Origin of the sequence: Bacillus sp. FJAT-27986 (assembly GCF_001685035.1) — a bacterium.
Lineage (GTDB): Bacteria > Bacillota > Bacilli > Bacillales > Pradoshiaceae > Pradoshia.
The window spans coordinates 117,028-143,183 of sequence record NZ_MAYV01000012.1 but is presented as its reverse complement, the minus strand read 5'-3'; the positions used below and the strand labels follow the sequence as shown (position 1 = coordinate 143,183).

Sequence of the window (26,156 nt, the reverse complement as noted above, 5' to 3'; positions counted from 1 at the left end):
ATGATAGGTTAAAGAACAAAATCTCATCAAAAAATGCCTCCTATCTCAAGGATAGGAGGCATTTTTATTAGACAGTCACTACTTTTATTTCGTTTTTGATCACTTCTGCTTTAAATGTTCTCTTGTCTGGGTGATTGAAGACACAATCCGCAATTCCATCCTCAAGTTGTTCCTGAATAACTCGACGTAATGGACGTGCTCCAAAAGCAGGATTATATCCAAGCTCAGCCAGTTTTTCTTTTACTTCATCTGTTATGGTCAGTTTAAATCCTTCATGATCAAGCATTTCATATAGTTCAGCAAGCATAATATCTACAATTTCAAGTAAGTTTTCTTTTGTTAATGATTTAAACTCAATGATGCTATCAAAACGGTTTAAAAATTCAGGCTTGAAGTAGCTGCCAAGAGATTGAAGAATAGATACTTCTTCCTCTACTCCTCCTGCTCCAAAACCAACTTTCTTAACTTTCTCACCGACTCCTGCATTACTTGTCATGATAATCACTGTGTCTTTAAAGTTTACTGTGCGTCCCTGACTGTCTGTTAAACGTCCATCTTCAAGGATTTGCAAGAACATGTGCATCACATCTGGATGAGCTTTTTCAATTTCATCCAAAAGAATGATGCTATATGGTTTACGGCGAACCTTTTCGGTTAATTGTCCTGCTTCTTCATGTCCGACATATCCCGGAGGAGAACCGATTAATTTAGACACACTGTGTTTCTCCATATATTCACTCATATCTAAACGAATCATAGAGTCTTTTGTGCCAAACAATTCTTCTGCCAATGCTTTTGATAGCTCAGTCTTCCCAACTCCAGTCGGACCTACAAATAAGAATGATCCAATTGGGCGATTTTTGGCTTTTAAGCCGGCACGGCTCCGACGAACAGCTTTCGCCACTTTTTGAACGGCCTCATCCTGACCGATTACTTTATTTTTAAGTTCCTCTTGAAGCTTATTCATTCGAACAGCTTCATCCTCTTGTAGCTTACCTACTGGTATACCTGTTTTCTGTTCGATGATTTTCTGGATATCTTCTACAGTTACCTTCGGCTTTTCACCAGTTCCTGTTTTAAGCATATTTTCAAGTTTTTCTTCTTCGTCTCGAAGTTTGGCAGCCTGTTCATAGGCTTCTGTTTTTAATGCCTGTTCTTTTTCTTTGTGAATTTGCGCCAATCTTTCTTTTACTGATTCTTCACCTTGATTTTCAATTGTCAAATTCAATTTAGAACCAGCTTCATCCATTAAGTCAATGGCTTTATCCGGCAAGAAACGATCTTGAATATAGCGGTGTGACAGTTCTACCGCTGCTTCTAATACTTCATCACTAAATTCAACGGAATGGTAGGATTCATATCTTTCTCTTAATCCTTTTAGAATATCTAACGCTTCTGCAGTTGTAGGCTCATTAACCATTACTGGTTGGAAACGTCTTTCAAGTGCCCCATCTTTTTCAATTTGACGATACTCATTTAATGTTGTTGCACCTACTAATTGTAACTCTCCACGCGCAAGCGCTGGTTTCAGAATATTCCCTGCATCCATGGAGCCTTCTGCAGATCCGGCACCTACAAGCTGATGAATTTCGTCAATAAACAGAATCACATTTTTTCTTGTTTGCAATTCTTGAATAAGCTGCTTCATCCGTTCCTCAAATTGCCCACGAATACCAGTATTGGATACTAAGGAAGCAACATCAAGCAGATATACTTCTTTATCCTTTAGTTTTAAGGGAACATTCCCTTCCGCAATTTTAAGCGCAAGTCCTTCAGCAATCGCTGTTTTACCAACCCCTGGTTCACCGATCAGGACTGGATTATTTTTCGTACGTCTGTTCAATATCTCAATTACACGTTTAACCTCTTCTTCACGTCCAATCACTGGATCAATGAGTCCTGCTTTTGCATTATAAGTTAAGTTACGACCGTATTGATCAAGTAATCCTCCACCATTAGGCGGCTGTGTTTGTGTTCTGACCTGTTTATGCTGGTTGTGATTTGTCTGGTCCATTGAGCCAGACATATCTGACATAAATGAATCTCCGTTACCCTGGTTGAAAAATGATTCTAATGTAAATGGCTTAAATGGATGTAAATTCATTCCTCCCATTTGAGCTCCTAATTTATTGCGTTCCTCTTTATAGCATGAAGAACACAAATGATGATTTTCCTGATGTCCATTCACCCTTAATTGCATCTGTACAGTTGCTTGGTTTTGTTGGCATTTTTCGCAAACCATAGATGTATCCTCCTTATAATTCTAAATTTATTTTATCGTTTTACAGTTACTAAACTCATTTGAAAATTGGTCAATTTGACTTTGACTATCTTTGACCTTAATTACATTATACTCTGACCTTTTTTGACTTTCAACTATTTTATACCCCTTTGTTTATTTTTTAATCATAAAAAAAGGAAGCGCCTGATACAGCGCTTCTTAGATAAACAAATAATTAATTAGTCACGGCTTCCTTTATATCATCATATCGCAAAGTTGCCTGTGCAGCTGCCAGCCTTGCCAATGGAACACGATAAGGCGAACAGCTTACATAGTCTAAACCGGCTTTATAACAGAAGTCGATTGATATTTTTTCTCCGCCATGCTCCCCGCATATGCCAGTTTTTAATTCAGGTTTTGTTTGTCTGCCCAATTTCACTCCCATTTCGACCAGCTTACCTACACCATCTTGGTCTAACACTGCAAAAGGGTTTTCAGGCAGGACTTTTTCTTCTATATATGTTTGTAAAAACTTCCCTTCCGCATCATCACGGCTGTATCCAAAAGTTGTTTGGGTTAAATCGTTAGTACCGAATGAGAAGAAGTCTGCCTCTTTGGCAATTTGATCAGCAGTAAGTGCTGCCCTTGGGATTTCAATCATAGTACCAATCGTGTACTGGAACTTTTTGTCCGTTTCTGCCTCTACCTGAATCGCTGTATCCATCACCAATTGTCGCATTTGTTTCAATTCATTCACATGTCCAACAAGCGGAATCATGATCTCAGGCTGAACCGGAATACCGCGCTCCATTAAGTTAGCAATCGCATAGAAAATAGCTTTTGCCTGCATGCCGTATATTTCTGGATGAATCATGCCTAATCGGCAACCGCGATGTCCAAGCATAGGATTAAATTCATCCAATTGACGAACCTTTTTTAACAGTTGCTCTTTTTTCATTAATTCCTTTGAATCAGGATCAGTAATTTGAAGCTTCGTCACTTCGATGATTAATTCTTCTTTATCAGGTAAGAATTCATGTAATGGTGGATCTAATAAGCGAATAGTAACCGGATTTCCCTGCATGGCTTCAAAAATGCCTTCAAAATCCTCTTGCTGCATTGGCAATAAATATTCTAATGCTTTATTTCTTTCCGCAATGGTCTCAGAAAGAATCATTTGTTGGACAAACGGTACACGTTTTGCATCCATGAACATATGCTCTGTTCGACATAGTCCGATTCCGCCAGCCCCAAATTCGAGAGCCTTTCTTGCATCCTCTGGATTGTCGGCATTTGCACGTACCCCTAGTTTTCTAGTTTCATCCGCCCATGATAATAAAGTTAAAAATTCATCCGATAATTCTGGATCAATCATTGGAATCTCTCCAAGCATGATTTCACCTGTAGATCCATCTATCGTAATGGTATCATGATGGTTCACTACTGTATCGCCAACTCTGAATTGCTTTTCTTTTAAATCAATCTTTAATGGCTCACAGCCGCAGATACATGGCTTTCCCATACCTCTCGCTACCACGGCAGCATGGCTTGTCATTCCCCCACGGGTTGTAACAATTGCCTGGGCAGCAACTATTCCATGAATATCATCAGGTGTCGTCTCAGGACGGACAAGAATGACCTTTTGGCCGTCATTGCCCAATCTTTCTGCTTCATTCGCATCAAATACTACTTGGCCTGTAGCAGATCCTGGTGATGCTGGAAGGCCTTTAGCCAGTTGTTTTCGTTCATAAGTGTCATCAATTCGGGAGTGGAGTAGCTGATCCAATTGCTCCGGATCTACTCTTAACAGCGCTGTTTTTTTATCGATGATCCCTTCCTGCACCATTTCTACAGCAATTCTAATGGCTGCCTGTGCAGTACGTTTACCGGATCTCGTTTGAAGAATGTATAATTGTCCACGCTCAACCGTAAATTCTATATCCTGCAAATCCAAATAGTGTTTTTCAAGCTGCTTGCATGTATTTACGAATTGTTCAAAAACATCTGGCATATCATTTTCCAAGGTATGTATAGGCTGTGGTGTCCTGATTCCCGCAACTACATCTTCTCCCTGAGCATTAATTAAATATTCCCCATATAAAACATGCTCTCCGGTGGATGGGTTTCGGGTAAATGCCACTCCTGTTCCGGAATCTTCACCCATATTCCCAAAAACCATGCTTTGAATATTAACTGCTGTTCCTAAATGTCCAGGAATTTTATTTAAACGTCTGTACACTTTTGCACGCTGATTATTCCAAGAATCAAATACCGCTTTAACAGCTAAAAACATTTGCTCACGAGGGTCTTCGGGGAAACTTTGTTTCGTGTGCTTTCTAACAATATTTTTATAACCTTCTATAACTGTTTTCCAATCTTCGGCGGTTAATTCAGGATCATTTTGATACCCTTTTTGTTCACGTATATCTTCCAGCAATTGCTCAAAATAAAATCCATCAACTCCCAAAACCACATCGCTGAACATTTGAATGAAACGACGATAAGAGTCATAAGCAAACCTTGGATTTCCTGTTAACTCTGCCATGCCAACAACCGTTTTATCATTCATACCGAGATTTAAGACAGTATCCATCATACCCGGCATTGAAAAGACGGATCCTGATCTAACAGAAACTAAGAGGGGATCAGTTGGGTCGCCAAGCTTTTTACCAGTGCTCTGTTCAAGATTTTGGAGTGCCTCGAGAATTTGCTCTTCCATCTCTTCAGTAATTTGTTTTTCATTTTCATAATAAGAGTTACAGGCTTCTGTACTGATGGTGAATCCAAATGGTACAGGTAAACCGATATTCGTCATTTCAGCTAAATTAGCTCCTTTACCACCCAATAAATCTTTCATATTACTATTTCCTTCGTTAAAAAGATAAACATATTTAGTCATCATACATAGCTCCTCTCACCTTTTAAAATATCCAAAATAATACTCGCTGTTTCTTCAATAGCTTTATTGGAAACATTAATGATCGGACAGCCGACTCTTTTCATAATTTTCTCGGCATAATCCAATTCCTCTAATATTCGCTCATAACTGGCATAGTTAGACTGAGAGGTTAAACCTAATGATTTTAATCTTTCTTTACGGATTGCATTTAACTGGTCTGGAGTTATAATCAGACCAACACATTTACTCTTTTTAATTTTGAATAACTCATCAGGCGGTGAAACTTCTGGAACTAAAGGCACATTGGCTACCTTGTACCCTTTGTGTGCTAAATACATCGATAATGGAGTTTTTGAAGTCCTTGAGACTCCTATTATCACAATATCTGCATTTAAAAGACCCCTTGCATCTTTACCATCATCGTACTTGACGGCAAATTCAACTGCTTCAACCTTACGAAAATAGTCTTCATCCAATTGTCTGGTTAATCCTGAAAGATGATTGGCTGGCTTATGGAATTTTTCCTCAAATGCATTTAATAATGGAGATAACAGATCAACTGCTACTACATTCGCTTCTTTAGCCCGCAAATCCACATGCTCTTTTAAGGAAGGAATAACAAGGGTGTACGCAATAATGGAGGAGTCCTGTTTTGCTAAATTGATAATTTCATCAATATCTTCTTCACTTTTTACATATGAATTTCTTCTAATATCTACTTGTCCGCCATTAAACTGTGTGGCAACCGCCTTTACGACAAATTCTGCTGTTTCTCCTACCGAATCAGATATAACGTATACAATTTCCCTCTTGTTCATCAGCCAATTCCCTTCTATCCATAAATTAGTTATGTATTCGTAATATATAAGCAATGACTGTTATTTTTCTGTTCATCTCCCTCTCTAAATCAACCTCAATTAATTTTTTCGTTAACTTAATAGTATCACCACTTTTTTAAAATTCAAACTAATATGTTATACTTTTTACCAATTAGTATAACACAATTTACTTCTTGAAAATCATCTATTATATATAAATATATCTCAATTTTATGTATTTTCAAAAAAAATAAACTATACAATTCATTACACAATAGTAAAATAAAAGATAAAGCGGAAAGGAGGTATCTATGAACGGCCTAACAAAGCGAATAATTGTAATATCTTTTGATTGCTTATCTGCATTGGATTTTCCTAAATTAACTAATTTAACGCACTTCAGGGATATAATTGAGAGAGGATCTTATGCAAACCATGTTCAAACCATCTACCCCTCTTTAACCTATCCTTGTCATACATCCATCATCACAGGTAATTATCCGAAAAGACATGGGATTATCAACAATACGCTTATTCAGCCCGGCCGGAAATCTCCTGATTGGCAATGGTACAGATCTTCTATTAAAGGCACTACTTTATATGATCAGGCAAAAAAGGCCAACCTAACAACCGCTTCCCTTTTATGGCCTGTCACTGGCCGTGCGAACATCGATTACAATTTGCCGGAAATTTTTCCAAACAGACCCTGGCAAACTCAACTGCTTGTCTCACTCTTCAGCGGCAGTCCTCTCTACCAATGGCAGCTGAATAAAAAATTCGGCCATCTGAGGCAGGGACTGAGTCAACCACATTTAGATGACTTTGTGCTGGCCTCTTGCCTTGAAACAATCAAAACGAAGCAGCCACATTTACTTCTTGTTCATTTCACAGATTTGGATTCAAAGCGACATGACCATGGATTTGATTCCAGCGAAGCTAATGAAGCACTGACAAGGCATAATGAACGTCTTGGCCAAATTATTACCACATTGAAAGAAATACAATTATATGAAGAAACAACAGTGATTGTCCTTGGGGATCACAGTGCATTAGATGAAAATAAAGCGATACAAGTAAACACCCTATTTAAACGGGAAAATTTTATACATATTAACAAACAAGGAAAATTGATCAATTGGAAGGCTTATTGTAAATCCTGTGATGGATCAGCATATATTTACGTAAAAGATAAAGAAGATATCGGTACCTACAAGCGAGTTCAGTCATTATTGACTAAATTAATGGAGAACAAAGACAACGGGATTGAACAAATCCTGACTGGTACTGAAGCAGAAAATTTAGGGGCAGACCCAGCTTGTGCCTTCATGCTTGAAGCAAGAAAAGGGTTCTATTTCACGGAATCTTATGAAGGCGATTTCATTAAGCATATAAGCGCAGAAGATGTGAAGCGTGAACCCAAATATACATTGGCCACACATGGATATTCTCCTCAAAAACCAGATTACAGCACCGTATTTATAGCAGCAGGCAAAGGAGTCACAAGCGGACAAATCATTCCAAACATGCACCTTGTCGATATAGGTCCTACATTAGCTGCTATGCTGGGTCTCTCCCTGGGAGAAACAGATGGAAAGGTGATAGAAGCGTTTATCCAGCCAAAAGAATAAAGGAGGTAAGGTATGAGTTCACTAACAAAGCAGGAGAAAAGCTGGGCTTTTTATGACTGGGCAAATTCAGCCTATTCAATTGTAATCGTGACAGCCATCTTTCCTATTTATTTCAAAGCAGCCGCAGATGCAGCGAATATATCGAATGCTACGTCAACTGCTTATTGGGGTTATGCCAATTCTATTGGTACATTATTAATCTCTATTTTGGCACCGCTCTTGGGTACAATTGCAGATTTTAAAGGATTTAAGAAACGTTTCTTTATTTTCTTTTTTTCACTGGGGATACTCTTCACTTTCATGCTAGCAATCGTACCTTTTGATCAATGGATCATTTTATTGATTTGCTACATCATCACTTCCATTGGTTTTGCAGGCGCAAATATTTTTTATGATGCCTTTTTAGTAGATGTGACCGATGATAATAAAATGAGTAAACTCTCTGCTCACGGATATGCATTGGGGTATATAGGAAGTACCATTCCATTTATCATTGGGATTGCCCTCACCCTGCTCGCTCAACAAAAAATCATTCCACTCTCCATTACAGCAGCAATGCAAGCAGCCTTTATAATCACAGCACTATGGTGGGGATTATTTACGATTCCGCTGTTAAGAAATGTACAACAAACATATTATATTGAACGGGTTAGAAACCCAATCAGGATGAGTTTTAAACGCCTGTTTGCTACGTTCCAAAATATCAGAGCCTATCGTCATTTATTTATTTTCCTGATTGCTTATTTTTTTTATATTGATGGTGTGCATACGATTATTACGATGTCGACTGCCTATGGAACTGATTTAGGCTTTAGCTCGACTACCTTGTTAATTGTTTTATTTGTCACGCAAGTCATAGCCGCTCCATTCTCTTTGCTATATGCCAGACTGGCAGCTAAATACAATGAAAAAATCATGATTTTAGTAGGTATAGCAATCTACACATTTATTTGTATCTACGCTTATTTTATTACGTCAGCGCTTGATTTTTGGATATTGGCTATCCTGGTAGGTACGTCACAGGGTGGGATTCAAGCTTTAAGCCGCTCCTATTACGCTAAACTTGTGCCAAAAGAGTCTTCAAATGAATTTTTTGGCTTTTATAATATCTTTGGAAAATTTGCTGCTATTACCGGTCCATTTTTAATGGGAATCACAACGCAAATTACCGGCAATACAAATATTGGTGTGCTTAGTTTAGTGGTCCTATTTATCATTGGCGGGCTCTTCATGCTCCGTGTGCCAAATACTGCCCAGCATGCCCCTACTGTTACGGCAAAATTATAAATATGTTAACAAATATAATCTGTTTATTGGTAAGGTCTACTCTTGTGAATATGATATATGAACGAGGTGAAGACAATAGCTTATGTAACGGCAGGAATGATAAGAGCGTTTATACCTTTTTTAATTTTGACTAGTATATCAATTGTTCTTTATTACGGCTCTGGACCGGTTCATGAGGTAAGAAGTACGTTTATTGTGGGTATAATCAGTGCTCTAGTTGCAGGTTTTTCAGTTATATACAGTATTGATGGCTGGTCGTTGAAGAAGCAGAGTATAATTCACTTTGGTTTTATGCTTTTGACCATTTTTCCATGTCTTATTTTCAGTGGATGGTTTGAAATAAAATCTTTAATGGATATTGCAGCCTTATTGGGTATCTTTTTGATATGGGGAATTACTTTATGGAGTATCTTCTACCTCATTTTTGGTATTCTAATCAAACGGTAAACCATAAAGAGATTTACAGAATGCTTTAACAAACAAAAAGAAACACTTTCTCGAAATGCTGAAAGTGTTTCTTTGTTTTCAAATAATTTTTAGATTAATGCCTTACTTTTGAATATGGACTTCTCTATACGACTAACTAAAAATTACATCGACTCAAATTTTCATTTCCAAAGAAATTGGACAATGGTCACTACCCATAATTGACGTGTGGATTTCTGCTTCGGTAATTAGATTAGCGATTGATTCAGACACAATAAAGTAGTCAATCCGCCACCCAATATTACGTTCGCGGACTTTGCTCATATAAGACCACCAGCTATACACTTCTGTTTTATCAGGATAGAGATAACGGAAGGAATCAACAAAACCGATAGATAATAAAGCTGTCATCTTACCTCGTTCCTCATCTGTGAAGCCAGAATTCCCTTTATTTGATTTGGGGTTTCGTAAATCTTCGGGTTTATGAGCAACATTTAAATCTCCCGTTAAAATCACTGCTTTCTCTTTATTCAATTCATGTAAGTAAGCATAAAGTAAATCTTCCCAAACCAAACGGTACCCAAGCCTTGCCAGGTCACGCTGTGAATTTGGTGTATACACATTTACAATGAAAAATTGATCAAATTCCAATGTAATGGCTCTGCCTTCCACATCATACTCATCATTCCCAATCCCGTATTTAACGGATAATGGTTTTTGACGAGTAAAAATTGCCGTGCCTGAGTATCCTTTTTTTACAGCGTAATTCCAGTATTGATAATAGCCATCCAGCTCCAGATTAATCTGGCCCTCCTGCAGTTTAGTTTCCTGCAAACAAAATATATCAGCGTTTAATTCTTTAAAAGTATCCAAAAAACCTTTTCCAACGCAAGCTCTTATCCCATTCACATTCCAAGAAACAAATTTCATAACTTCAATTTTCCCCCTGCTAAATATCTCTATCTAATTCATATAAAATTCATTATAACAAATCGAGTAGATAAAATGCGGTTTGGGCACCTTATATTTAAAGGAGACGTGATTAACGATGGCCAAACGCAGAAAAATTTTAGTACCTGAATCCAGGGAACAATTAGATCAGCTGAAAGCAAAAGTGGCGCAAGCCGACCACCCGGACAGAGCAAAATATGAAGTAGCTAAAGATCTTGGCATTCCCCTCAATGAAGGATATAATGGTCGCATTGCTGCAGCAGATGCAGGAAAAATCGGCGGTAAACTAGGTGGAAGCATGGTGAAGGAATTAACCAAATTGGCAAAGGAAAATATATTGAGGCAATAAAAAAAGCCTCTCAGGCTTCAAAAAAAGTTAAGTGAAGAATTATAAAAGCTGAAATTTATAGAGCTACAGAGTTTTTCAACTATTTTGTTAACCCCCGAAGATACAAGTTGATTGCTCGTTAACTCAATTACAGCTAATCCTGTTTTCCAAAATTACCGTTTCACTCTCAAATGATTTAATTTACTTTACTGTACTCAGACGCAACCGGAAGATCGCCAATTGCTATTGGTAAGGCCCTTACTTGTAATAATACAGCTGATTTCAACAACGCTGTCATAGAGTAAACTTCCTGATTGCTCCTTTATTCATTGACAGCTTGTTGTAATGCCTTTCTACCCATCAATTCAATGATAATACAAGCAAACCTTCTTTTTAATTTGGCAACGTTCCTACTCTTTCCAGTTTTTATTTGCCATCTTCAATATCGGTAAACCATAATCCCTTCACAGCCAATTTATTCCTCATACATTTTTATAAATTTTTCTATCAATTCCGGTGTGTAACTCGCTGCTTTCATATAATTCTACAAATTCAGCAGCCATATTCTTAACTGTCAAGGTTTTCATCAGATTATTCTGTGCAAGTAGCATTAAGAATGATACATTCATAACTTCTTCCGTTTCTTTCTGTAATAAACAAACTTGCGTTTGATGAGCCATTAGAATAGCATCTGTTGATTCTTTCAATTTTTGGTGAGCTAGGCTATAATCTCCGTGCTTCGCTGCAGCAATTGCTTCCACCGCACAGCTTCGACCGTCTCCACCATGGAGAATTAACCTGAATTTTTCTACTTCATTCATCATTTTCCCTCCATTTAGATAGATTTGATATTTTATAATATTGCAGTCCTCATCTCTGATTCTCCTGCTTTATCTTATGCTATCCATATTTTCATATCTTTTAATACGTATCAGATTGGAATTTCCAATCAATATTCCATAGTCGAAAAATCATTCATAACGTTGATAAAACAATACCCTTTTTAAAGGCTTACTAACCAGAAATTTCAAATGCAATAAATCTCATAATCATCAGCATTCACAATTAGTATTTTCATATAATATAGTACCTTCGTTTGAGTTATTTATATCTGACGATCCTAAGATTTTTATGATAGGATAATCATCCAATTAATACTGAGAACATCTGATCTTGAGTCTATATCACTCTCTGTAAACCCTGTTCAGTTTCGGAGGTATACACATGGTTAATATGAAATATCTAGAGGAGTCAGATACCATTATTTATTTTTCAGAAATAAAAAAGGGAAGGCCTCAGCCCTCCCTGTTATCATCTGTGTTAATCTCTATAATAGTAAACTAGCTCCCTCAGGTTACTGAATTCGGTCTGGATCTATGTATATGTTTTCTCTCTTCTTTGGTAGAAGTAACTCAACTATAGCTATTCATCTCTAGAAATTTCCTTCTAATTTAGGACTATTTCTTTTTAAAAAGCAGGAATAATTGAGGAGTATTAGCCGTTACAAAAATCATCATAAAACCTTGAAAAACATATTTCCAAGGCTTTGGTGACTCCCTTATTTAGATTTCTGCTTTCTCATTTTCCGTTCTTGATACTTCGCTTCAGCACGATTATACAGCTCTTTTTCAAGCTCGGTTTCAGGCAGTACTTTAGGAACTGAAGAGGGCCTTCCATCTTTATCAATCGCAATCATGGTCAAGAATGCCTCAGACGTTAGTCTTCTCTCTCCAGTCATCAGATTCTCTCCTTCAACCCTTACATACACCACCATTGAGGTATTGTGTGACCAAGTAACAAACGCCTCCAAACAGATAGCCTGCCCAGATTTAATAGGAGCATGAAAATCGAACGAATCACTTGAAGCTGTAACCACTGGTTTTCTACAATGACGCATCGCAGCAATTCCTGCAATTTTATCAACATACGCCATTACCTTACCACCAAAAATCGAATTGTACTGATTTGTATCAGCAGGTAAAACTAAATCAGTCAAATAAGCTTTTGAATTACTTGGTACTTTGCCTTCATCCAACATGGCGCTCGACCCCTAACCCAGTATATTCTATTTATCCCAATATACTACACATAGAAAAAGACTGCCAAATGACAGTCTTTTCGTTTAGCTTACTTAATTTCTCATAAAGCGTTTTGCTTACAAACACCAATAAAATGTCTTAACAATTGATCCATGCTGGCATCATGTTTACGCAATTCTTCTGGATGAAATTGTGTTGCCATAATTGAATCATCAATTCCTTCAAACGCTTCTATTAATCCATCTTCAGCCTTCGCGACTGGTTTTAAGCCTTTACCTAACTCTTTTATGCCCTGATGATGAAAACTATTCACATCCATTTTATCCTTTTTGACAATACTATATAGTTGGCTATCCTGTTCTAAAAAAACTGTATGAACTGGCTCAGGCCGCTCTACATTTGATAGATGCTCCAAATCATCAGAATTATCATCTTCTTTATCTTCTTCAACATGCTGGTAGAGACTTCCACCTGCTGCTACATTAATTAAATGTGAACCCCTGCATATTCCAAATAACGGTTTCCCTTGCTTGCGTGCTTCTTCAATGATTTGGAAATGTGATTGATCTAGCCCCTTATGTGTGTCTCCTAAATCCTCACTTGGTGGTTCATTGTAAAATATCGGATTCACATCAATACCACCCGTTAATAAAATCCCATCAACCATCGAAACCCAAATCTTAGCGAGTTCCTCATTACCCAATGGAAAAATCAATGGAATTCCACCTGTTTTTTTTATTGCTTCTGAATAACTTAAAAATACAGTTGTTGTATTGTTTCCTTCTATTTTTAATATATTACTTGTTAACCCAATAATCGGTTTATCATTTTTCATATCTAAATTCCTCCCTTAATCTCTCACTTCTATTCCCATTAAATATTATTTTTACTCTAGAAATATTTGTAATTTATTCAACTAACAAAAATAGCAGCCCAATGATGAGCTGCTATCGTATTAAATATTAGTGTATGTTTTTCTTTTCAAAGTTACCGCCCATAACATCAGAAACGTTCTGAATCGCTATAAAGGCATTTTCATCAATATCATGTACAACATCTTTTAATTTAGCCAATTCCAGACGTGTCATTACGCAATAAACCATTTGCGTATCTTCCTTTAGGTAGCCACCCTTTGCATAAATAAACGTGGTCGATCTTCCAAGGCGATCCTGAATAGCCTCTGAAATTTCTGCATATTCGTTGGAAATAATCGTTACAGATCTAGATTCATTTAAACCTTCTACTACGATATCCATAACCTTAGCGGCCATATAATACGCGAAAATAGAATACATTGCAGAATCCCATTCAAATACGAAACCTGCAGCTATAAAGATGAAAACATTTATGAACATAATGATTTGTCCAACTGGTAATCTTAATTTCTTAGATAATAAAATCGCTATGATTTCTGTACCGTCAAGGGCACCGCCAACACGAATGACAATCCCAACTCCAAGTCCAAGAATCAATCCTCCAAATAACACAGCCAGGATTTTCTCATCTGTAAATGGCTCAATATGATGCAACATTGCTGTACTAACAGAAAGGACAGCAATACCATAAATAGAGGAAATCGCAAAAGTTTTACCAATTTGTTTGTATCCAATATAAAGGAATGGCAAGTTAATAATAAAGATGAATAGTCCCAACTGTAATTTGGTTATATGTGAAAGCATAATGGATATCCCAGTTATTCCACCATCAATGACACTGTTTGGTACCAAGAAGAGTTCCAATGCAACAGCCATCATGACTGCACCAAGTGTAATGAAGAAAAATCTTGTTAGTATTTTTAATATAGATGCTTTTTTATGTGTTTTTGGCAAAACTATTCCTTCTTTCTTTATAAATATTTATTATTTTGATTGATAATCAGTAAATTTTTGAAGAATAGAATTTAATATCTTCAGTTCGTGTTCATCCAGTAAAGCTGCATACTTTTTTAAAATTTCTCGGGAGTTCTCTCTTGCCTTCTGAAGAACTTGAACCCCCTCTTCGGTAAGTGTTACAGCGACAAACCTTCTATCCTTCTCATCTTGAACTCTTGAAACAAATCCATGCTGCACCAGCCTTTCAAGCATGACGGTGATCGCGCTTGGTTTCACATTGAGGATTTTCGCTAAATGTTTAACGTTTGTCACTTTTTCTTTTTCAATTTTATTTAACAAATGAAATTGCGATCCGGTAATCCCCAAATCCTGATGCTGCGTAATCTCCGACATGATTGTTCTAATTGTTGAAATCAATATACTTTCAAATTCTTCTATTTGATTTTCTTTACCATCCATCCTATATTGTCCTCTCTTACATCGAGAATAATTTTAATTTTTTTGCTTAATTATTATACCATATTATAATTAAATAGTTTAACTATCTTATATATACACTTTCCAAATTAATATTAACCAAACAAAAAGGCATAAAAAAAACCGTGGTTACCCACGATTCTCTTTCAAAACTTTTTATTTATATACATGTATCTGGCTTTCTTCTTTGACTTCCTTTATCCAATTGAATGGATCTTCTACTTTTCCATTTTGTATTCCTGTGATGGTATCATATAATTTTTGCGTTAACGTTCCTATTTTCCCTTTGTTGATGGTTAAAATTTCATTATCCCATAATAATTCACCAATTGGCGAAACTACTGCTGCTGTTCCTGTCCCAAAGGCTTCTTCCAATTTCCCATTTTTATTAGCCTCAATAATCTCCTGCATAGAAACTCGACGTTCTGTAACTGGGATGTTCCAATGTTGTAATAGCTGAATAATTGATTGACGAGTCACACCATCCAATACACTGCCGTTTAATGCAGGCGTGACAACCTCACCATTTATTTTAAAGAAGACGTTCATGCTTCCGACTTCTTCGATATACTTTTTCTCAATTCCATCAAGCCAAAGCACCTGTGAACAGCCAAGTGCTTCTGCCAATTCCTGTGCTTTAAGACTGGATGAATAATTACCGCCTGTTTTGGCCATCCCTGTACCGCCCTTTACAGATCGTACGTAATCTTTCTCAACACCAATTCGAACGGGATTGATTCCCTCTTTATAATACGCTCCCACTGGTGACAAAATGATTATGAACTGATAATGCTTGGACGGTGCAACACCCAAATAAGGTTCTGTTGCAATAATAAACGGCCGTACGTATAAAGAAGTACCTTCCCGGTCCGGAATCCATTCACGATCAATATCGATTAGGATTTCCAATGCCTTGATAACAAACGACTCATCTATATGGGGGATGCATAAACGATCATTAGATTTGTTCATCCGTTCAAAATTCTTTTCCGGTCTAAACAGAAAAACCCGATTATCGTGAGTACGATATGCTTTTAGCCCTTCAAAAACCGTTTGTCCATAGTGAAAAGTCATGCAGGAAGGCTCAAGTGTAATAGGTTGATAGGGAATAATCCTCGGATCATGCCACCCACCCAATTCTTCATCATAATCCATAATAAACATATGATCCGTAAAAATTCTTCCGAAGCCAAGTGTTTCAGGATTGGGCTTTTCTTTTTTATAATTGGTTTTTGTGATAGAAATTAGTTGAGTATCCATGTGATGTCCCCTTTAAATTGTCAGAATAATTAATAAAATTAATTGTACTCCTCAAATAGGGAACCTGCAAGTAGCAAACTTAAAATTAATAAAAAAACTCCAATTCATCGACTATTTCTCATAATCAAATGTTTTAGCGCTCCGAGCTCATAATGATATATGGATGTATACGACCTGTACTATCTTTTCCTAACTTATCAATCTGCCAGTTATGATAATTAGCCTCATTCACATTAATCATTTGAAATGCATCAGCTTGATTGGAGCTGGATATTACATATTCCTCATGTGAGTTCGACTTTCTTTTAATATGGAAGAGATAGAGAGGTTGTTTAATTAAATTCTTTAATCCCAATAATTCTTCCATTTTTCTTTCAAAGGCATCCAATTTTTTCAATGTATGCTTACTATTATCACAAGCAGCATCCTCGTCACCCAAATCATGTACCACTGTCTTATGTTCGCCAAATTGATATACCAATCGGGTAACACAAGTCGGGCTATCCGGCACAATTTGTGCAGTAGTATTATAAATGAAGTTTTTGTAATCGAATGATAGCAAGAGATCTTCAATTTTTTTAACTCTTTGCTTAGAAACCATAAAGTTCTTAACGCCTATATATGAAACATACTTCTCACCCTGCCAACTTACATGCCCTTCACTTGTGATGGTTGCCTGATAAATCGGGGATTTGCCAAGACATGATGTCCGCGAGATGGAAAATTCTTTAAACAACTTTATACTTCCTCCTATTAGTACAAACTGATTCTTTAGAGTGCTAGATATCTATATATTTATCACCGCGCTCACTTTTCAAACATTTTCCAAATTATAATAGGTCTACCATATATACTATGAAAGACCAATACCATTTATAATAAGCCAACTGACACATTAATTAAAGACCAAAAGTATCTATTTAAGGCTGGCTGCTACAAGTATAATATGAGTTAAATTTCCTAAATTAATATAGTTTTAAAAAAATATAACATACCTCTTTAGATGTTAGTTATCATTTTGCGGGAGAGTGTATTTTACATGGTGAAGAAATTGAAAAGAGAACAAGCTGTTCTTTCTTGACAATATCGAGGAATGTTTCTGTATGGATTTCTGCCAATAAATTAAAATCAATCACTAAGCTACTATAACATATCTGTAAAAATTGATGTTTCAGATAAATATGCTAACTTTAATTTTACGAAAATTAGAAACAGCAATCTTTCTTTTGGACAAATTTTATCTGAAAGAAGTGCTGGCTCATAAGCAGAAAACAAACTATAAGAAAGCCCGACTTTTATTCAATAACACATTTACTTATACAGGTTCCGCAATAAGGATAATTCGATGATGTGTTACATCAAAGTACCCATCCGACTGAATAATCTGGTGGATTATATATCATACATCCAATTAATGATCCAACTCAAAACTCGGTACTTTCCAGGGAATGGCTTTTAGATATAAAAGTACCAACATCATAAAACGTTGGATTGGATAGGCTTCTTGACTATAAACAACAGTCATATCATTCTTCCGGACTTCTTTCAGTGCTATTTCATCGTATTTTCCCCTTTAACAGATGATTTTATAAATCATTCTGTCAAAATGGGAGACCGCGGCATAGATTTCTCCGTTATTATTGTTCATATTCCAAATTTCGCATAATTATCCACCATCAATATCCATATTATATATATTTTATCATAATATAGAAAATAATTCGTGAACTTTTCCCGAGATTAAAAGGCACTCATTTTGTATATCCTATACTTGATGTCCTCAAAAGGGACATCAGAACGTATCCTACTGATGGGGTGATAAGCAATGAGTTATCGGAATCATTTAGATCCACACTCTTCTCTTTTTCACCATAACTGGACAAGGCGGAAGCGCTCAAAATCACAGGTTAACGGACATACTGCAATGTCCCAAACCAATATCATTTTGAGGAGCAATGCGAAAGCTCACCGCTGGTAAGGATGCCTTCAAGCAAAAAGACGCCGTAATGGCGTCTTTTTACATTTACAGTTCATCAAATCCATTGGTATCTGTTGTTTTTGTATATTGTCTTGATTTCTGCTCAAAGAAATCCGTCTTGCCTAAATCCACTTCCTGATAGGCAACAATCCATCTTAATGGATTTTTGTTCGGAACCTCTGGAAACGGAGATCTTCCATACCCCAATTGATTGCAACGCTTATTAGCCATAAACTGGATATATTGTTCGAGCTCAGCCATCGTAATTCCCTCGATTTTATTTCCTATAACTTTATAACCCCATTCAATCTCAAGCTCTGCAGCAGTTCGGAAGGTTTCAATCGCAAAATTTTTCAATTCTTCTGTATTTGTTTCAGGATGTTCAGCCACTATTTCTTTAAAAATCTTCTCAAACAGCCCAACATGGATCTGCTCGTCTCGATTTATATAATTAATCATCGTTGAAGTTGCCACCATCTTTTGGTTTCTGGCCAAATTATAAAAGAAAGCAAAGCCTGAGTAAAAGAAGAGCCCTTCTAGGATTACATCATAGATAATCGATTTAAGCAGATTTTCAATTGTTGGGTTTTCTGTGAAATCCCGATAGCCATCAGTAATAAAATCATTTCGTTTACGCAAAATCTCTTCAGTTCTCCAATATTCAAAAACTTCATCTTGCTTGCTTTCCTGGACAATACTTGACAATACATAGGAGTAGGAATGGTTATGAATGACTTCTTGCTGCGCCAGCATAATCATCAATGCATTCAGAGATGAATCGGTCAGATAGTCGGCGACTTTACTGGCATAGTCAGACTGGATACTATCAAGCAATGCCAACAAGCCTATAATTTTTAGAAAGGATTCTTGTTCAATTTCTGAAAGATTTGGAAATTGTTTCGCATCATTCACCATATTAATTTCAAAAGGCGTCCAAAAATTAGATAGCATTACTTTATATTTAGGATATGCCCATGGATAGCGCACATCATCCCAATTTAAAATATTTGAATTTCTGCCATTAATAATACCCGTTGAACTATTCGGTGCTTCCCGATCGACTAATTTACGTTTTTCCACTATTGTTTTTGTATCCATTATATTTCCCCCATCCTTATTGGCAGCTTTCGCATTCTTCTATAACAGCGCTTGAAGTAGAACGTACATAGTATGTTGTTTTTAATCCGGTCTCCCATGCAAGCAGATGCAAGTCTAATAAATCACGTGCTTTAATATCATTACGGACATACAAATTAAACGAGATTCCTTGGTCGATATGTTTTTGACGACGTGCATTTTGGAGAATGCTCCATTTTTGGTCAATTAAATAAACGGATTTATAATACCACATTGTCTCCAGATTCAAGTCAGGTGCAGTCACTGGAATACGGTAATTCTTCTTCTCTTCGGAATATTCCCTTCTGAAAATTGGATCAATTCCGGATGTAGAACCGGCAATAATCGCAGTTGAAGAATTTGGTGCTACGGCCATAAGATAGCCATTTCGAATTCCGGATGTATGCACTCTATTTTTCAATTGACTCCAAGCATCTGAATCATAGCCTCTTTGGTCAAAAAAGAATCCGCTATCCCAATCAGATCCTTCAAAAAATGGGTAAGCACCTTTTTCACCAGCTAAATCCACACTTGATTTAATCGTTAAATAAGCGATTTTTTCGTATAATCGGTCACAGTATTCAACGGCTTTCTCTGATTCCCAGGCAATGCCCTCAAGCGCTAATAAATGATGCCAGCCAAATGTCCCAAGTCCTATAGCACGATAATTTTTATTCGTTATATTTGCCTGAATGACCGGGATATTATTTAAATCAATGACATTATCAAGCATTCTCACCTGTATCTTAATTAAGCGTTCAAGGACATCTTCCTTTACAGCTTTGGCAAGGGAGATAGACGAAAGATTACATACAACAAAGTCACCCGGTGTTTTTTCAATAATAATTTTCCCATCCTCGGTTCTTTGTTCAATAACTTTGGTAGCACTTTGATTTTGCATAATTTCCGTACATAAATTACTGCAATATATCATTCCTTTATGGCGATTAGCATTAGAGCGGTTGACCGTATCCCGATAAAACATATAAGATGTTCCTGTTTCAAGCTGAGAAATCATGATCGCCTTAAACACTTCAATGGCAGGTATTTCTTTTTTGGAAAGCTGCGGATGATTGATACATTCAGTATATTTTTGTCTGAATTGGCCATCCCCTGCTTCTTCATCAAAATAATCTTCAAGAGAATATCCCATTACTTTTCTTACTTCATGCGGATCAAATAAATACCAGGTACCCCGCTCCTTGACCATTTCCATAAATAAATCCGGAATGCAAACACCAGTAAATAAATCATGCGTTCGAAAACGTTCATCCCCATTATTTAAACGCGCTTCGAGGAAGGCAAATATATCCTTATGCCAAACATCCAGATAAACTGCAATGGCACCCTGTCTTTGGCCCAGTTGGTCCACACTGACGGCGGTATTATTTAATTGCTTCATCCATGGTATAACTCCTGAGGAAACACCCTTAAATCCTTTAATATCACTGCCTCGCGCTCTAATTTTCCCTAAATAAACACCTATTCCTCCGCCATTTTTAGATAGATTGGCAATATCGGTGTTTGAATCATAGATACCTTGCAAACTATCATCAACAGTATCGATAAAACAACTGGATAATTGGCCATAGCTTTTCCCAGCATTAGCAAGCGTAGGAGTTGCCACCGTCATATATAGATTGGATAAGGCCCAATATGCTTCTCTTATTAATTTGATTCGCTGTTCTTTAGGCTCATTCATCATTAATGTCATGGCAATAATCATAAACCGTTCCTGAGGAAGTTCATATAAGCTTCCATGATGAGATTTGGCTAAATAGCGATCTGCCAGCGTCCGAATGCCAATATACGTAAACAACTGATCTTTTGATGAATCGATGACTGCTTCGAGTTCATTGATTTCGTCTTCCGTATATTCATTTAACAATGCTGGATTATAAATCCCCATATCAGTCAATAGTTCAACAAGCTGATGAAAGCTCCCATATTTGTGTGTTAAATCATATCCCCGGCTTTTTGAAGCTTTATCATATAACTGGTCTAAATAAATAGTTGCCGCCACAAATGTCCAATCAGGCTCATCAGCAGAGATACGCTCTACGGCGCTTAGTACCAGTAAATTCACCAACTCTTTCTTGCTATAGTCAGACTTATACTCAAGTGCTGTCTTGATTTTTTCTAAGTATTCCTCTGCTGAATAAATAGATGTATAGGAACTAACACATTCCTTTATGTATGTTTCTATGCTTTTTAAATTTATGACTTCCAGACTTGCATAGTTTGATTCGTAAGATACTGCCATACTAATTTCCCCCTTATTGTTTGCCGATAAATCGATTAAAAACGTCTGTTCCCTCCACGCAAAAAATCCCATTGCCTAAAAATAAGCAATGGGAAAAGAAATAATAACAAGATTGAACTGTTCAATATTGCTATTTCATCCGTTCCACCCTCATTGCTCCCGATAAAGGCAAACCAGTGAAAAAGGCAGGTCTCCTGACTCATGCTTCGCTTTACTCTAAGTCCTTCCCATAGATTTCTCTACAGTGGTTTACTTATTTCATCAGCATTTACAGTTGCGGGTACAGTTCCGGATTTTAACCGGATTCCCTATTAAGTCGTAATACGACACCTTAAACACGTTAAAATCAATATATAGTATTTTAGATATAAAATGATAACAACATATAGAATTATAAATCTTATATGTGAAAATAGCAACTAAAATTCCGACAATTTATTTAGGCAATTGCTGGAGAAATTGATTGATAAATGCTTCGGATTCCAATCGAATTCCAATGTATGGCGGATGAACACGTTTATTGGCTTCAAGAGGAACCCCCAACCACAATACTTTTTGGTCAAGGATGACAAATGTGAAGCTTGGCCCATTCTGAAGATGGATATCCGGATCCAAATAGGAATGGGAATCTGGAGAATACATCATCAGTCTTGTTCTTGAGTTCCTCGTCTTCACTCTTTGAACAAAATCCGATGATAACACACTGGAATTTGGCAAGGAAAGGATAATGGAAGATTGGGCTTTTTTTAAATCTTGATAGAACCCTTCCAAATTTCTTGCATAAATCCATTGTAATTTTGGATGATGGTTGGCAATCCATTTGCCTATTTGATCCATATTGACCATTTGATTCCGTTTCATTTGATATTGAACGAGCTGATGAAGAGTTTTTGTATGCGAAACTTTTGATTCTATAAACTCCACATCGCTGACATGAATCAGTTTCCCTTTTGTTCTGGTAATTGCAACATTTAACAGCCGTTCACTTTCCCTGCCCGTTAAAAGCATCCCTGCCCGATTTTGCGGATAACTATCTACACTATCAAATACCATTACTTCCCGTTCACTTCCCTGGAAACGATGGACAGTGGCAGCCAATATATCATGCAGGCCGTTCTCTTCCTCATATAGATCTTTAATTAATGTTTCCATCAATTGTGCCTGCGCACGATAAGGGGTTGCATAACCGATTGATTTACTCCCATTGCTGTAGGCTTCATGAATAACCTGAAAGGATAACAATAGATTCATCAAATTCATTCTAGAACCAGAGGAAGTGCCCGTAAAGCAGTGTTCCCCTGTGAAGCTCGTATTTAACAGTACGGAAGCACGATCTACAAAAGGTGTCTTTGAAACGATATCTTTTTTATTTATATGAACACTTGGATGATCGCCAACCAGTGAATTATAAACATATTGGTTCGTAAAAGCGGAGATATCCGGATGCATTCTCCTCTGTTCCTTTAATAAAAACAAATGAGTATGAAGTTTTCCCCCACGTGCAATATCAGCAACACCGGCACGATGGAAGATGTCCTCCTTCAGCCAGCGGTCTACAAGCTCTCCCCTCGAAACCGCAATAGGAGGTAATTGCTTAAAATCCCCACAAATAATACAACGCTTGGCAAGTGCGCCGGCAAAGGCAATTTGCGGGATAAAGGCCATACTGGCTTCATCAATGATAACTAGATCATACTCTTGTTCAAAAATACTCGGGTCCATTGCTGCTTTCGCCAAGGTAGTCCCAACAATGAAGGCATTTTTGACTAAATGAATTTCTTTTTGCCTTATTTTCTCTAAGATTCTGCCCAGTTTTTTTTCAAGGTCAAGAAGCTGCTCCGAGTCACGTACGCTAAAAGACAGAGACAGATCTTTTTTTAGCAGTTTCTTTTCTTCATTAATCGAATCCCTTTCCTTCACTAAATGTCCATCATGACTTTCCAATAATTTAGCCGGCAATATATCCCCATGCATCAGAAGACCCTCACCAGTTTGAGAGCCGTAACGTAAAATATCTCCTTCATGAAAACGATCCGCTCGTTTAACAAATGCCGTAATTTCGGCAAGCAGGACATCCACAGCCTGATTACTGTGAGAGAGAACTAATATACGTTTCTTTTTAAAATATTTATTGGCTGCCGTTCGTGCTAAAGTATACGTTTTTCCTGTACCAGGCGGTCCCCAAACATATGTGACCGGGTTATATTTTGATCTGGCATATAATTCGCGTACCGCGCTTTTACTTGTTTTGTCCGTTCGTTTATCAGGCATGGAAGGCTCCATGATCCGTTTAACCCGACTTCTTTTCCGCTTACTTTTCCTGATATCATCCAGTCTTTCAATCAGCTGATCTAAAAGTTCCCATGGGTCATGATAAATCGTAGCCTCTTCAATCAATTCACCTATTGATTGTTCAAGAGACAGAAGCAAACTATTGCCCTCAGAGGATAGGATTCTGGCATCAAACCGACTCCCGCCCCATTCCAGCTTAGCAATCGTTCCAACAGGTATACGCAAAATACTGGATGACTCAAAATAGTACGTAAAAGAATCACCTGACATAATCTTATTGCCATTCATCAGGTGATAGCGGGTACTTCCATATTTTTTTAAATACTGAATCTCTTCTTCAAGTGCTTCCTGCCATTCTTCAATATACTCTTGTGTTGAATTCATTCTTTGTGCCCCTCAAATCATAAACCTAAATTATCTCTAATTTGATAACTATACCATACAAACTAAAACTAGAATAGTCGATGGCACATACTCACCTAACCGAAACATGCATCCAGACACCGTATTGTTTCTCGTATTAAGGGGTGCACAGTTATGACATTTTGTTTATGATTTTTTTGTAAAGAGTTGCTTAAGTGATTCAAAAAAACCTGTCTTTTTTTCTGTCTCCTCAGTATTAGTTTCTTCCTGTGCCGGTTCTTCTAATGTAATGTTATCGTTATTAATTGCATGATCATAGGCCAATACCAAACCATTAGGTGAATTATAGTCTTTATTGGTCACGATTTTAAATTGAATCCCATGTTCATCTGCTGCTTTAACGAATTTCGATAGATGGGAATAATTAATGTGGCCATTTAAATAAAGCTTAGCGCCCTTATTTTTTTTCAATAGGTCAATAAATCCATGTGGGATTTGTTTTTGAAAAACCTGAGCCTGTGTTAATGCGACAACCACACGTTCACGTAAGCTCCCAAGAAATTCTTTCCGTTCAGCAGGCTTTATTTCTTTAACGCCATGTATCCCTTCCTGTAAGTAATCATCTACTGTTTTCTTATTCATTTTATTTCCTCCTTGAATACTAATTAACATATGTAAATCGTTCTTAACTTGAGCTTATGTATTAGTTTGGTTAAATGCCTTCTCAACGATTTCCTATTCGGAAAACCTGATTATTATCTTTACTATTTTTTGATTGATCTGCCTGCATTATGTATTTTAAAGCTCGCTATTTGTGTACCATTATTGATATGTCCAATCGACACTCTGGATATGAATATATAAAAAGGCACCTGTTAAAAACAGGTGCCTTGTTCGAAAAAATTGAGGCGAGTCACCACACTCCACATAGTGTGTACCATAAGGTATGTGCTCGACTTACACAATTCAGCTCATCGCATATATTAATATAACATCATGCCAGAAATTTTGCAAGTAAAATTTACGATAATGCTTCTGTTAATGCTGGAACTACCTGTTTCTTACGGGAAACAACCCCTTTTAGAACAGCTGTATTATTTACCAATGTTACATGGAAAGCTTTTTCAACAGCTGCAGCTTTATCACCAATAGCAAGGGCAACAGAATCATTTGTTAGGATATCTGTTACAACTAATAGAAATAAATCCAGACCCTTTTCATTAATAGCTGCCTGCATAGCTGCTTCGAGTTCAGCTTGCTTCGCCATTACATCGTTTGTATCAACTGCATTCACTTGTGCAATTTCCACTTTTGATGTGCCCATGGAGAACTCTTTAGCATCCAAAGAAATTAATTCTGCAATAGTTTTCTTGCTTAAATCTGCTCCAGCTTTTAACATTTCCAATCCGTATTCTTCTGCATTAACACCAGCTATTTCAGCCAATTCTTTTGCAGCAGCAACATCTTGCTCCGTGCAAGTTGGAGATTTAAATAATAAAGAATCAGAAATAATAGCGGATAACATTAAGCCAGCTACTTCTTTTTTGATTTGAATTCCGTTTTCTTTGTATAGCTTATTTAAAATGGTTGCTGTACATCCAACCGGCTCAGCACGGTAATACAATGGATCAGCTGTTTCGAAATTTGCAATACGGTGGTGATCAATAACCTCTAATACTCGAACCTGATCGATATCATCCGCACTTTGCTGTCTTTCATTGTGGTCTACAAGAATAACTTCCTGTGTTTCTTCCGCAACCTTCTCAACCAAACGGGGAGCTGCCACTTTAAATGTATCAAGTGCATATTGTGTTTCACCATTAATCGCACCAAGTCGAATCGGTTCTGCTTCAACACCCAACTCTTTTTTTAATTCAGCATAAGCGATTGCTGAACAAATTGTGTCAGTATCTGGATTTTTATGTCCAAAAATCAATACTTTACTCATTTACAAAAACTCCCTTAATATAATATGTAC

21 protein-coding genes and 1 riboswitch are annotated in these 26,156 nt (G+C 37.0%); of the genes, 5 read left to right on the top strand and 16 right to left on the bottom strand.

Annotation, left to right across the window (positions count from 1 at the left end; translation table 11 throughout):
- Positions 1-67 precede the first annotated feature (67 nt).
- The 3 genes from A8L44_RS07045 to A8L44_RS07035 all read right to left on the bottom strand — a co-directional run bounded on the left by A8L44_RS07045 (position 68) and on the right by A8L44_RS07035 (position 5,938).
- Complete coding sequence (locus A8L44_RS07045) at positions 68-2,242, bottom strand: ATP-dependent Clp protease ATP-binding subunit (RefSeq protein ID WP_066103592.1); 2,175 nt, start codon at positions 2,240-2,242, stop codon at positions 68-70.
- 214 nt (positions 2,243-2,456) lie between these two features.
- The gene (ppdK, locus tag A8L44_RS07040) at positions 2,457-5,120 is read right to left on the bottom strand and encodes a pyruvate, phosphate dikinase (RefSeq protein ID WP_066103591.1); all 2,664 of its coding nucleotides are present in this window, start codon (positions 5,118-5,120) and stop codon (positions 2,457-2,459) included.
- A complete protein-coding gene (locus A8L44_RS07035) occupies positions 5,120-5,938 on the bottom strand; it encodes a pyruvate, water dikinase regulatory protein (RefSeq protein ID WP_066103589.1) in 819 nt (272 codons plus the stop codon). Before A8L44_RS07035 ends, ppdK begins: the two co-directional genes overlap by 1 nt.
- A gap of 311 nt (positions 5,939-6,249) precedes the next feature.
- On the opposite strand from A8L44_RS07035, the gene A8L44_RS07030 reads away from it, so the two are divergent.
- The 3 genes from A8L44_RS07030 to A8L44_RS07020 are packed head-to-tail and all read left to right on the top strand — an operon-like array spanning position 6,250 to position 9,300.
- Complete coding sequence (locus A8L44_RS07030; protein ID WP_066103587.1) at positions 6,250-7,566, top strand: alkaline phosphatase family protein; 1,317 nt, start codon at positions 6,250-6,252, stop codon at positions 7,564-7,566.
- A 12-nt stretch (positions 7,567-7,578) separates the two neighbouring features.
- Positions 7,579-8,853, top strand: coding sequence for an MFS transporter (locus A8L44_RS07025; RefSeq protein ID WP_066103586.1), 1,275 nt, complete (start codon positions 7,579-7,581; stop codon positions 8,851-8,853).
- 57 nt (positions 8,854-8,910) lie between these two features.
- Positions 8,911-9,300, top strand: a complete 390-nt coding sequence (locus A8L44_RS07020) for a DUF3021 family protein (RefSeq protein WP_066103583.1) — start codon at positions 8,911-8,913, stop codon at positions 9,298-9,300.
- A 153-nt stretch (positions 9,301-9,453) separates the two neighbouring features.
- On the opposite strand, the gene A8L44_RS07015 is transcribed toward A8L44_RS07020, so the two are convergent.
- On the bottom strand, positions 9,454-10,209 hold the full coding sequence (locus A8L44_RS07015; protein ID WP_066103581.1) for an exodeoxyribonuclease III: 756 nt from the start codon (positions 10,207-10,209) through the stop codon (positions 9,454-9,456).
- Positions 10,210-10,327: 118 nt separating this feature from the next.
- On the opposite strand from A8L44_RS07015, the gene A8L44_RS07010 reads away from it, so the two are divergent.
- Positions 10,328-10,579 (top strand): alpha/beta-type small acid-soluble spore protein, encoded by a 252-nt coding sequence (locus tag A8L44_RS07010; protein ID WP_066103579.1) that lies wholly within the window; start codon positions 10,328-10,330, stop codon positions 10,577-10,579.
- Between the two features lie 461 nt (positions 10,580-11,040).
- On the opposite strand, the gene A8L44_RS07005 is transcribed toward A8L44_RS07010, so the two are convergent.
- The 7 genes from A8L44_RS07005 to A8L44_RS06975 all read right to left on the bottom strand — a co-directional run bounded on the left by A8L44_RS07005 (position 11,041) and on the right by A8L44_RS06975 (position 16,902).
- A complete protein-coding gene (locus A8L44_RS07005; protein WP_066103577.1) occupies positions 11,041-11,379 on the bottom strand; it encodes a PTS lactose/cellobiose transporter subunit IIA in 339 nt (112 codons plus the stop codon).
- A gap of 737 nt (positions 11,380-12,116) precedes the next feature.
- Positions 12,117-12,596 (bottom strand): acyl-CoA thioesterase, encoded by a 480-nt coding sequence (locus tag A8L44_RS07000; RefSeq protein ID WP_066103576.1) that lies wholly within the window; start codon positions 12,594-12,596, stop codon positions 12,117-12,119.
- A gap of 101 nt (positions 12,597-12,697) precedes the next feature.
- The gene (locus tag A8L44_RS06995) at positions 12,698-13,432 is read right to left on the bottom strand and encodes a gamma-glutamyl-gamma-aminobutyrate hydrolase family protein (RefSeq protein ID WP_066103574.1); all 735 of its coding nucleotides are present in this window, start codon (positions 13,430-13,432) and stop codon (positions 12,698-12,700) included.
- Between the two features lie 127 nt (positions 13,433-13,559).
- A complete protein-coding gene (locus A8L44_RS06990; protein ID WP_066103573.1) occupies positions 13,560-14,426 on the bottom strand; it encodes a YitT family protein in 867 nt (288 codons plus the stop codon).
- Between the two features lie 30 nt (positions 14,427-14,456).
- Positions 14,457-14,888: a MarR family winged helix-turn-helix transcriptional regulator gene (locus A8L44_RS06985; RefSeq protein WP_066103571.1), complete on the bottom strand. Its 432-nt coding sequence runs from the start codon at positions 14,886-14,888 to the stop codon at positions 14,457-14,459.
- A 174-nt stretch (positions 14,889-15,062) separates the two neighbouring features.
- A complete protein-coding gene (locus A8L44_RS06980; RefSeq protein ID WP_066103569.1) occupies positions 15,063-16,166 on the bottom strand; it encodes a branched-chain amino acid aminotransferase in 1,104 nt (367 codons plus the stop codon).
- Positions 16,167-16,299: 133 nt separating this feature from the next.
- Positions 16,300-16,902, bottom strand: coding sequence for a DUF6438 domain-containing protein (locus A8L44_RS06975; RefSeq protein WP_066103567.1), 603 nt, complete (start codon positions 16,900-16,902; stop codon positions 16,300-16,302).
- A 1,089-nt stretch (positions 16,903-17,991) separates the two neighbouring features.
- On the opposite strand from A8L44_RS06975, the gene A8L44_RS18450 reads away from it, so the two are divergent.
- A complete protein-coding gene (locus A8L44_RS18450; protein WP_077248014.1) occupies positions 17,992-18,144 on the top strand; it encodes a YpzG family protein in 153 nt (50 codons plus the stop codon).
- Between the two features lie 45 nt (positions 18,145-18,189).
- Here A8L44_RS18450 and A8L44_RS06970 read toward each other — a convergent pair whose 3' ends face one another.
- The 5 genes from A8L44_RS06970 to A8L44_RS06950 form a co-directional block, all read right to left on the bottom strand.
- A complete protein-coding gene (locus A8L44_RS06970; protein ID WP_066103565.1) occupies positions 18,190-19,242 on the bottom strand; it encodes a ribonucleotide-diphosphate reductase subunit beta in 1,053 nt (350 codons plus the stop codon).
- A gap of 16 nt (positions 19,243-19,258) precedes the next feature.
- Positions 19,259-21,523 (bottom strand): ribonucleoside-diphosphate reductase subunit alpha, encoded by a 2,265-nt coding sequence (locus A8L44_RS06965; protein WP_077248013.1) that lies wholly within the window; start codon positions 21,521-21,523, stop codon positions 19,259-19,261.
- A gap of 167 nt (positions 21,524-21,690) precedes the next feature.
- A riboswitch (cobalamin riboswitch) is annotated at positions 21,691-21,872 on the bottom strand.
- Between the two features lie 86 nt (positions 21,873-21,958).
- Positions 21,959-24,199, bottom strand: coding sequence for a DEAD/DEAH box helicase (locus tag A8L44_RS06960; protein ID WP_066103563.1), 2,241 nt, complete (start codon positions 24,197-24,199; stop codon positions 21,959-21,961).
- Positions 24,200-24,364: 165 nt separating this feature from the next.
- A complete protein-coding gene (locus tag A8L44_RS06955; protein WP_066103561.1) occupies positions 24,365-24,820 on the bottom strand; it encodes a YueI family protein in 456 nt (151 codons plus the stop codon).
- Positions 24,821-25,199: 379 nt separating this feature from the next.
- Positions 25,200-26,126 carry a manganese-dependent inorganic pyrophosphatase gene (locus tag A8L44_RS06950; RefSeq protein WP_066103560.1) on the bottom strand — a complete coding sequence of 309 codons (927 nt, stop codon included), beginning with the start codon at positions 26,124-26,126 and terminating at the stop codon, positions 25,200-25,202.
- Positions 26,127-26,156: the final 30 nt, after the last annotated feature.

Excerpts from the sequence above, each read along its gene's own strand:
- A8L44_RS18450 (WP_077248014.1), top strand. The coding sequence starts at position 17,992 with ATGAGTTATCGGAATCATTTAGATCCACACTCTTCTCTTTTTCACCAT.
- A8L44_RS07015 (WP_066103581.1), bottom strand. The coding sequence starts at position 10,209 with ATGAAATTTGTTTCTTGGAATGTGAATGGGATAAGAGCTTGCGTTGGA.
- A8L44_RS07005 (WP_066103577.1), bottom strand. The coding sequence starts at position 11,379 with ATGAATGAAGTAGAAAAATTCAGGTTAATTCTCCATGGTGGAGACGGT.
- A8L44_RS06995 (WP_066103574.1), bottom strand. The coding sequence starts at position 13,432 with ATGAAAAATGATAAACCGATTATTGGGTTAACAAGTAATATATTAAAA.
- A8L44_RS06985 (WP_066103571.1), bottom strand. The coding sequence starts at position 14,888 with ATGGATGGTAAAGAAAATCAAATAGAAGAATTTGAAAGTATATTGATT.
- A8L44_RS06960 (WP_066103563.1), bottom strand. The coding sequence starts at position 24,199 with ATGAATTCAACACAAGAGTATATTGAAGAATGGCAGGAAGCACTTGAA.
- A8L44_RS07025 (WP_066103586.1), top strand. The coding sequence starts at position 7,579 with ATGAGTTCACTAACAAAGCAGGAGAAAAGCTGGGCTTTTTATGACTGG.
- A8L44_RS06955 (WP_066103561.1), bottom strand. The coding sequence starts at position 24,820 with ATGAATAAGAAAACAGTAGATGATTACTTACAGGAAGGGATACATGGC.
- A8L44_RS07000 (WP_066103576.1), bottom strand. The coding sequence starts at position 12,596 with ATGTTGGATGAAGGCAAAGTACCAAGTAATTCAAAAGCTTATTTGACT.
- A8L44_RS06950 (WP_066103560.1), bottom strand. The coding sequence starts at position 26,126 with ATGAGTAAAGTATTGATTTTTGGACATAAAAATCCAGATACTGACACA.
- A8L44_RS07020 (WP_066103583.1), top strand. The coding sequence starts at position 8,911 with ATGAACGAGGTGAAGACAATAGCTTATGTAACGGCAGGAATGATAAGA.
- A8L44_RS07045 (WP_066103592.1), bottom strand. The coding sequence starts at position 2,242 with ATGGTTTGCGAAAAATGCCAACAAAACCAAGCAACTGTACAGATGCAA.
- ppdK (WP_066103591.1), bottom strand. The coding sequence starts at position 5,120 with ATGACTAAATATGTTTATCTTTTTAACGAAGGAAATAGTAATATGAAA.
- A8L44_RS06965 (WP_077248013.1), bottom strand. The coding sequence starts at position 21,523 with ATGGCAGTATCTTACGAATCAAACTATGCAAGTCTGGAAGTCATAAAT.
- A8L44_RS07010 (WP_066103579.1), top strand. The coding sequence starts at position 10,328 with ATGGCCAAACGCAGAAAAATTTTAGTACCTGAATCCAGGGAACAATTA.
- A8L44_RS07035 (WP_066103589.1), bottom strand. The coding sequence starts at position 5,938 with ATGAACAAGAGGGAAATTGTATACGTTATATCTGATTCGGTAGGAGAA.
- A8L44_RS07030 (WP_066103587.1), top strand. The coding sequence starts at position 6,250 with ATGAACGGCCTAACAAAGCGAATAATTGTAATATCTTTTGATTGCTTA.
- A8L44_RS06980 (WP_066103569.1), bottom strand. The coding sequence starts at position 16,166 with ATGGATACTCAACTAATTTCTATCACAAAAACCAATTATAAAAAAGAA.
- A8L44_RS06970 (WP_066103565.1), bottom strand. The coding sequence starts at position 19,242 with ATGGATACAAAAACAATAGTGGAAAAACGTAAATTAGTCGATCGGGAA.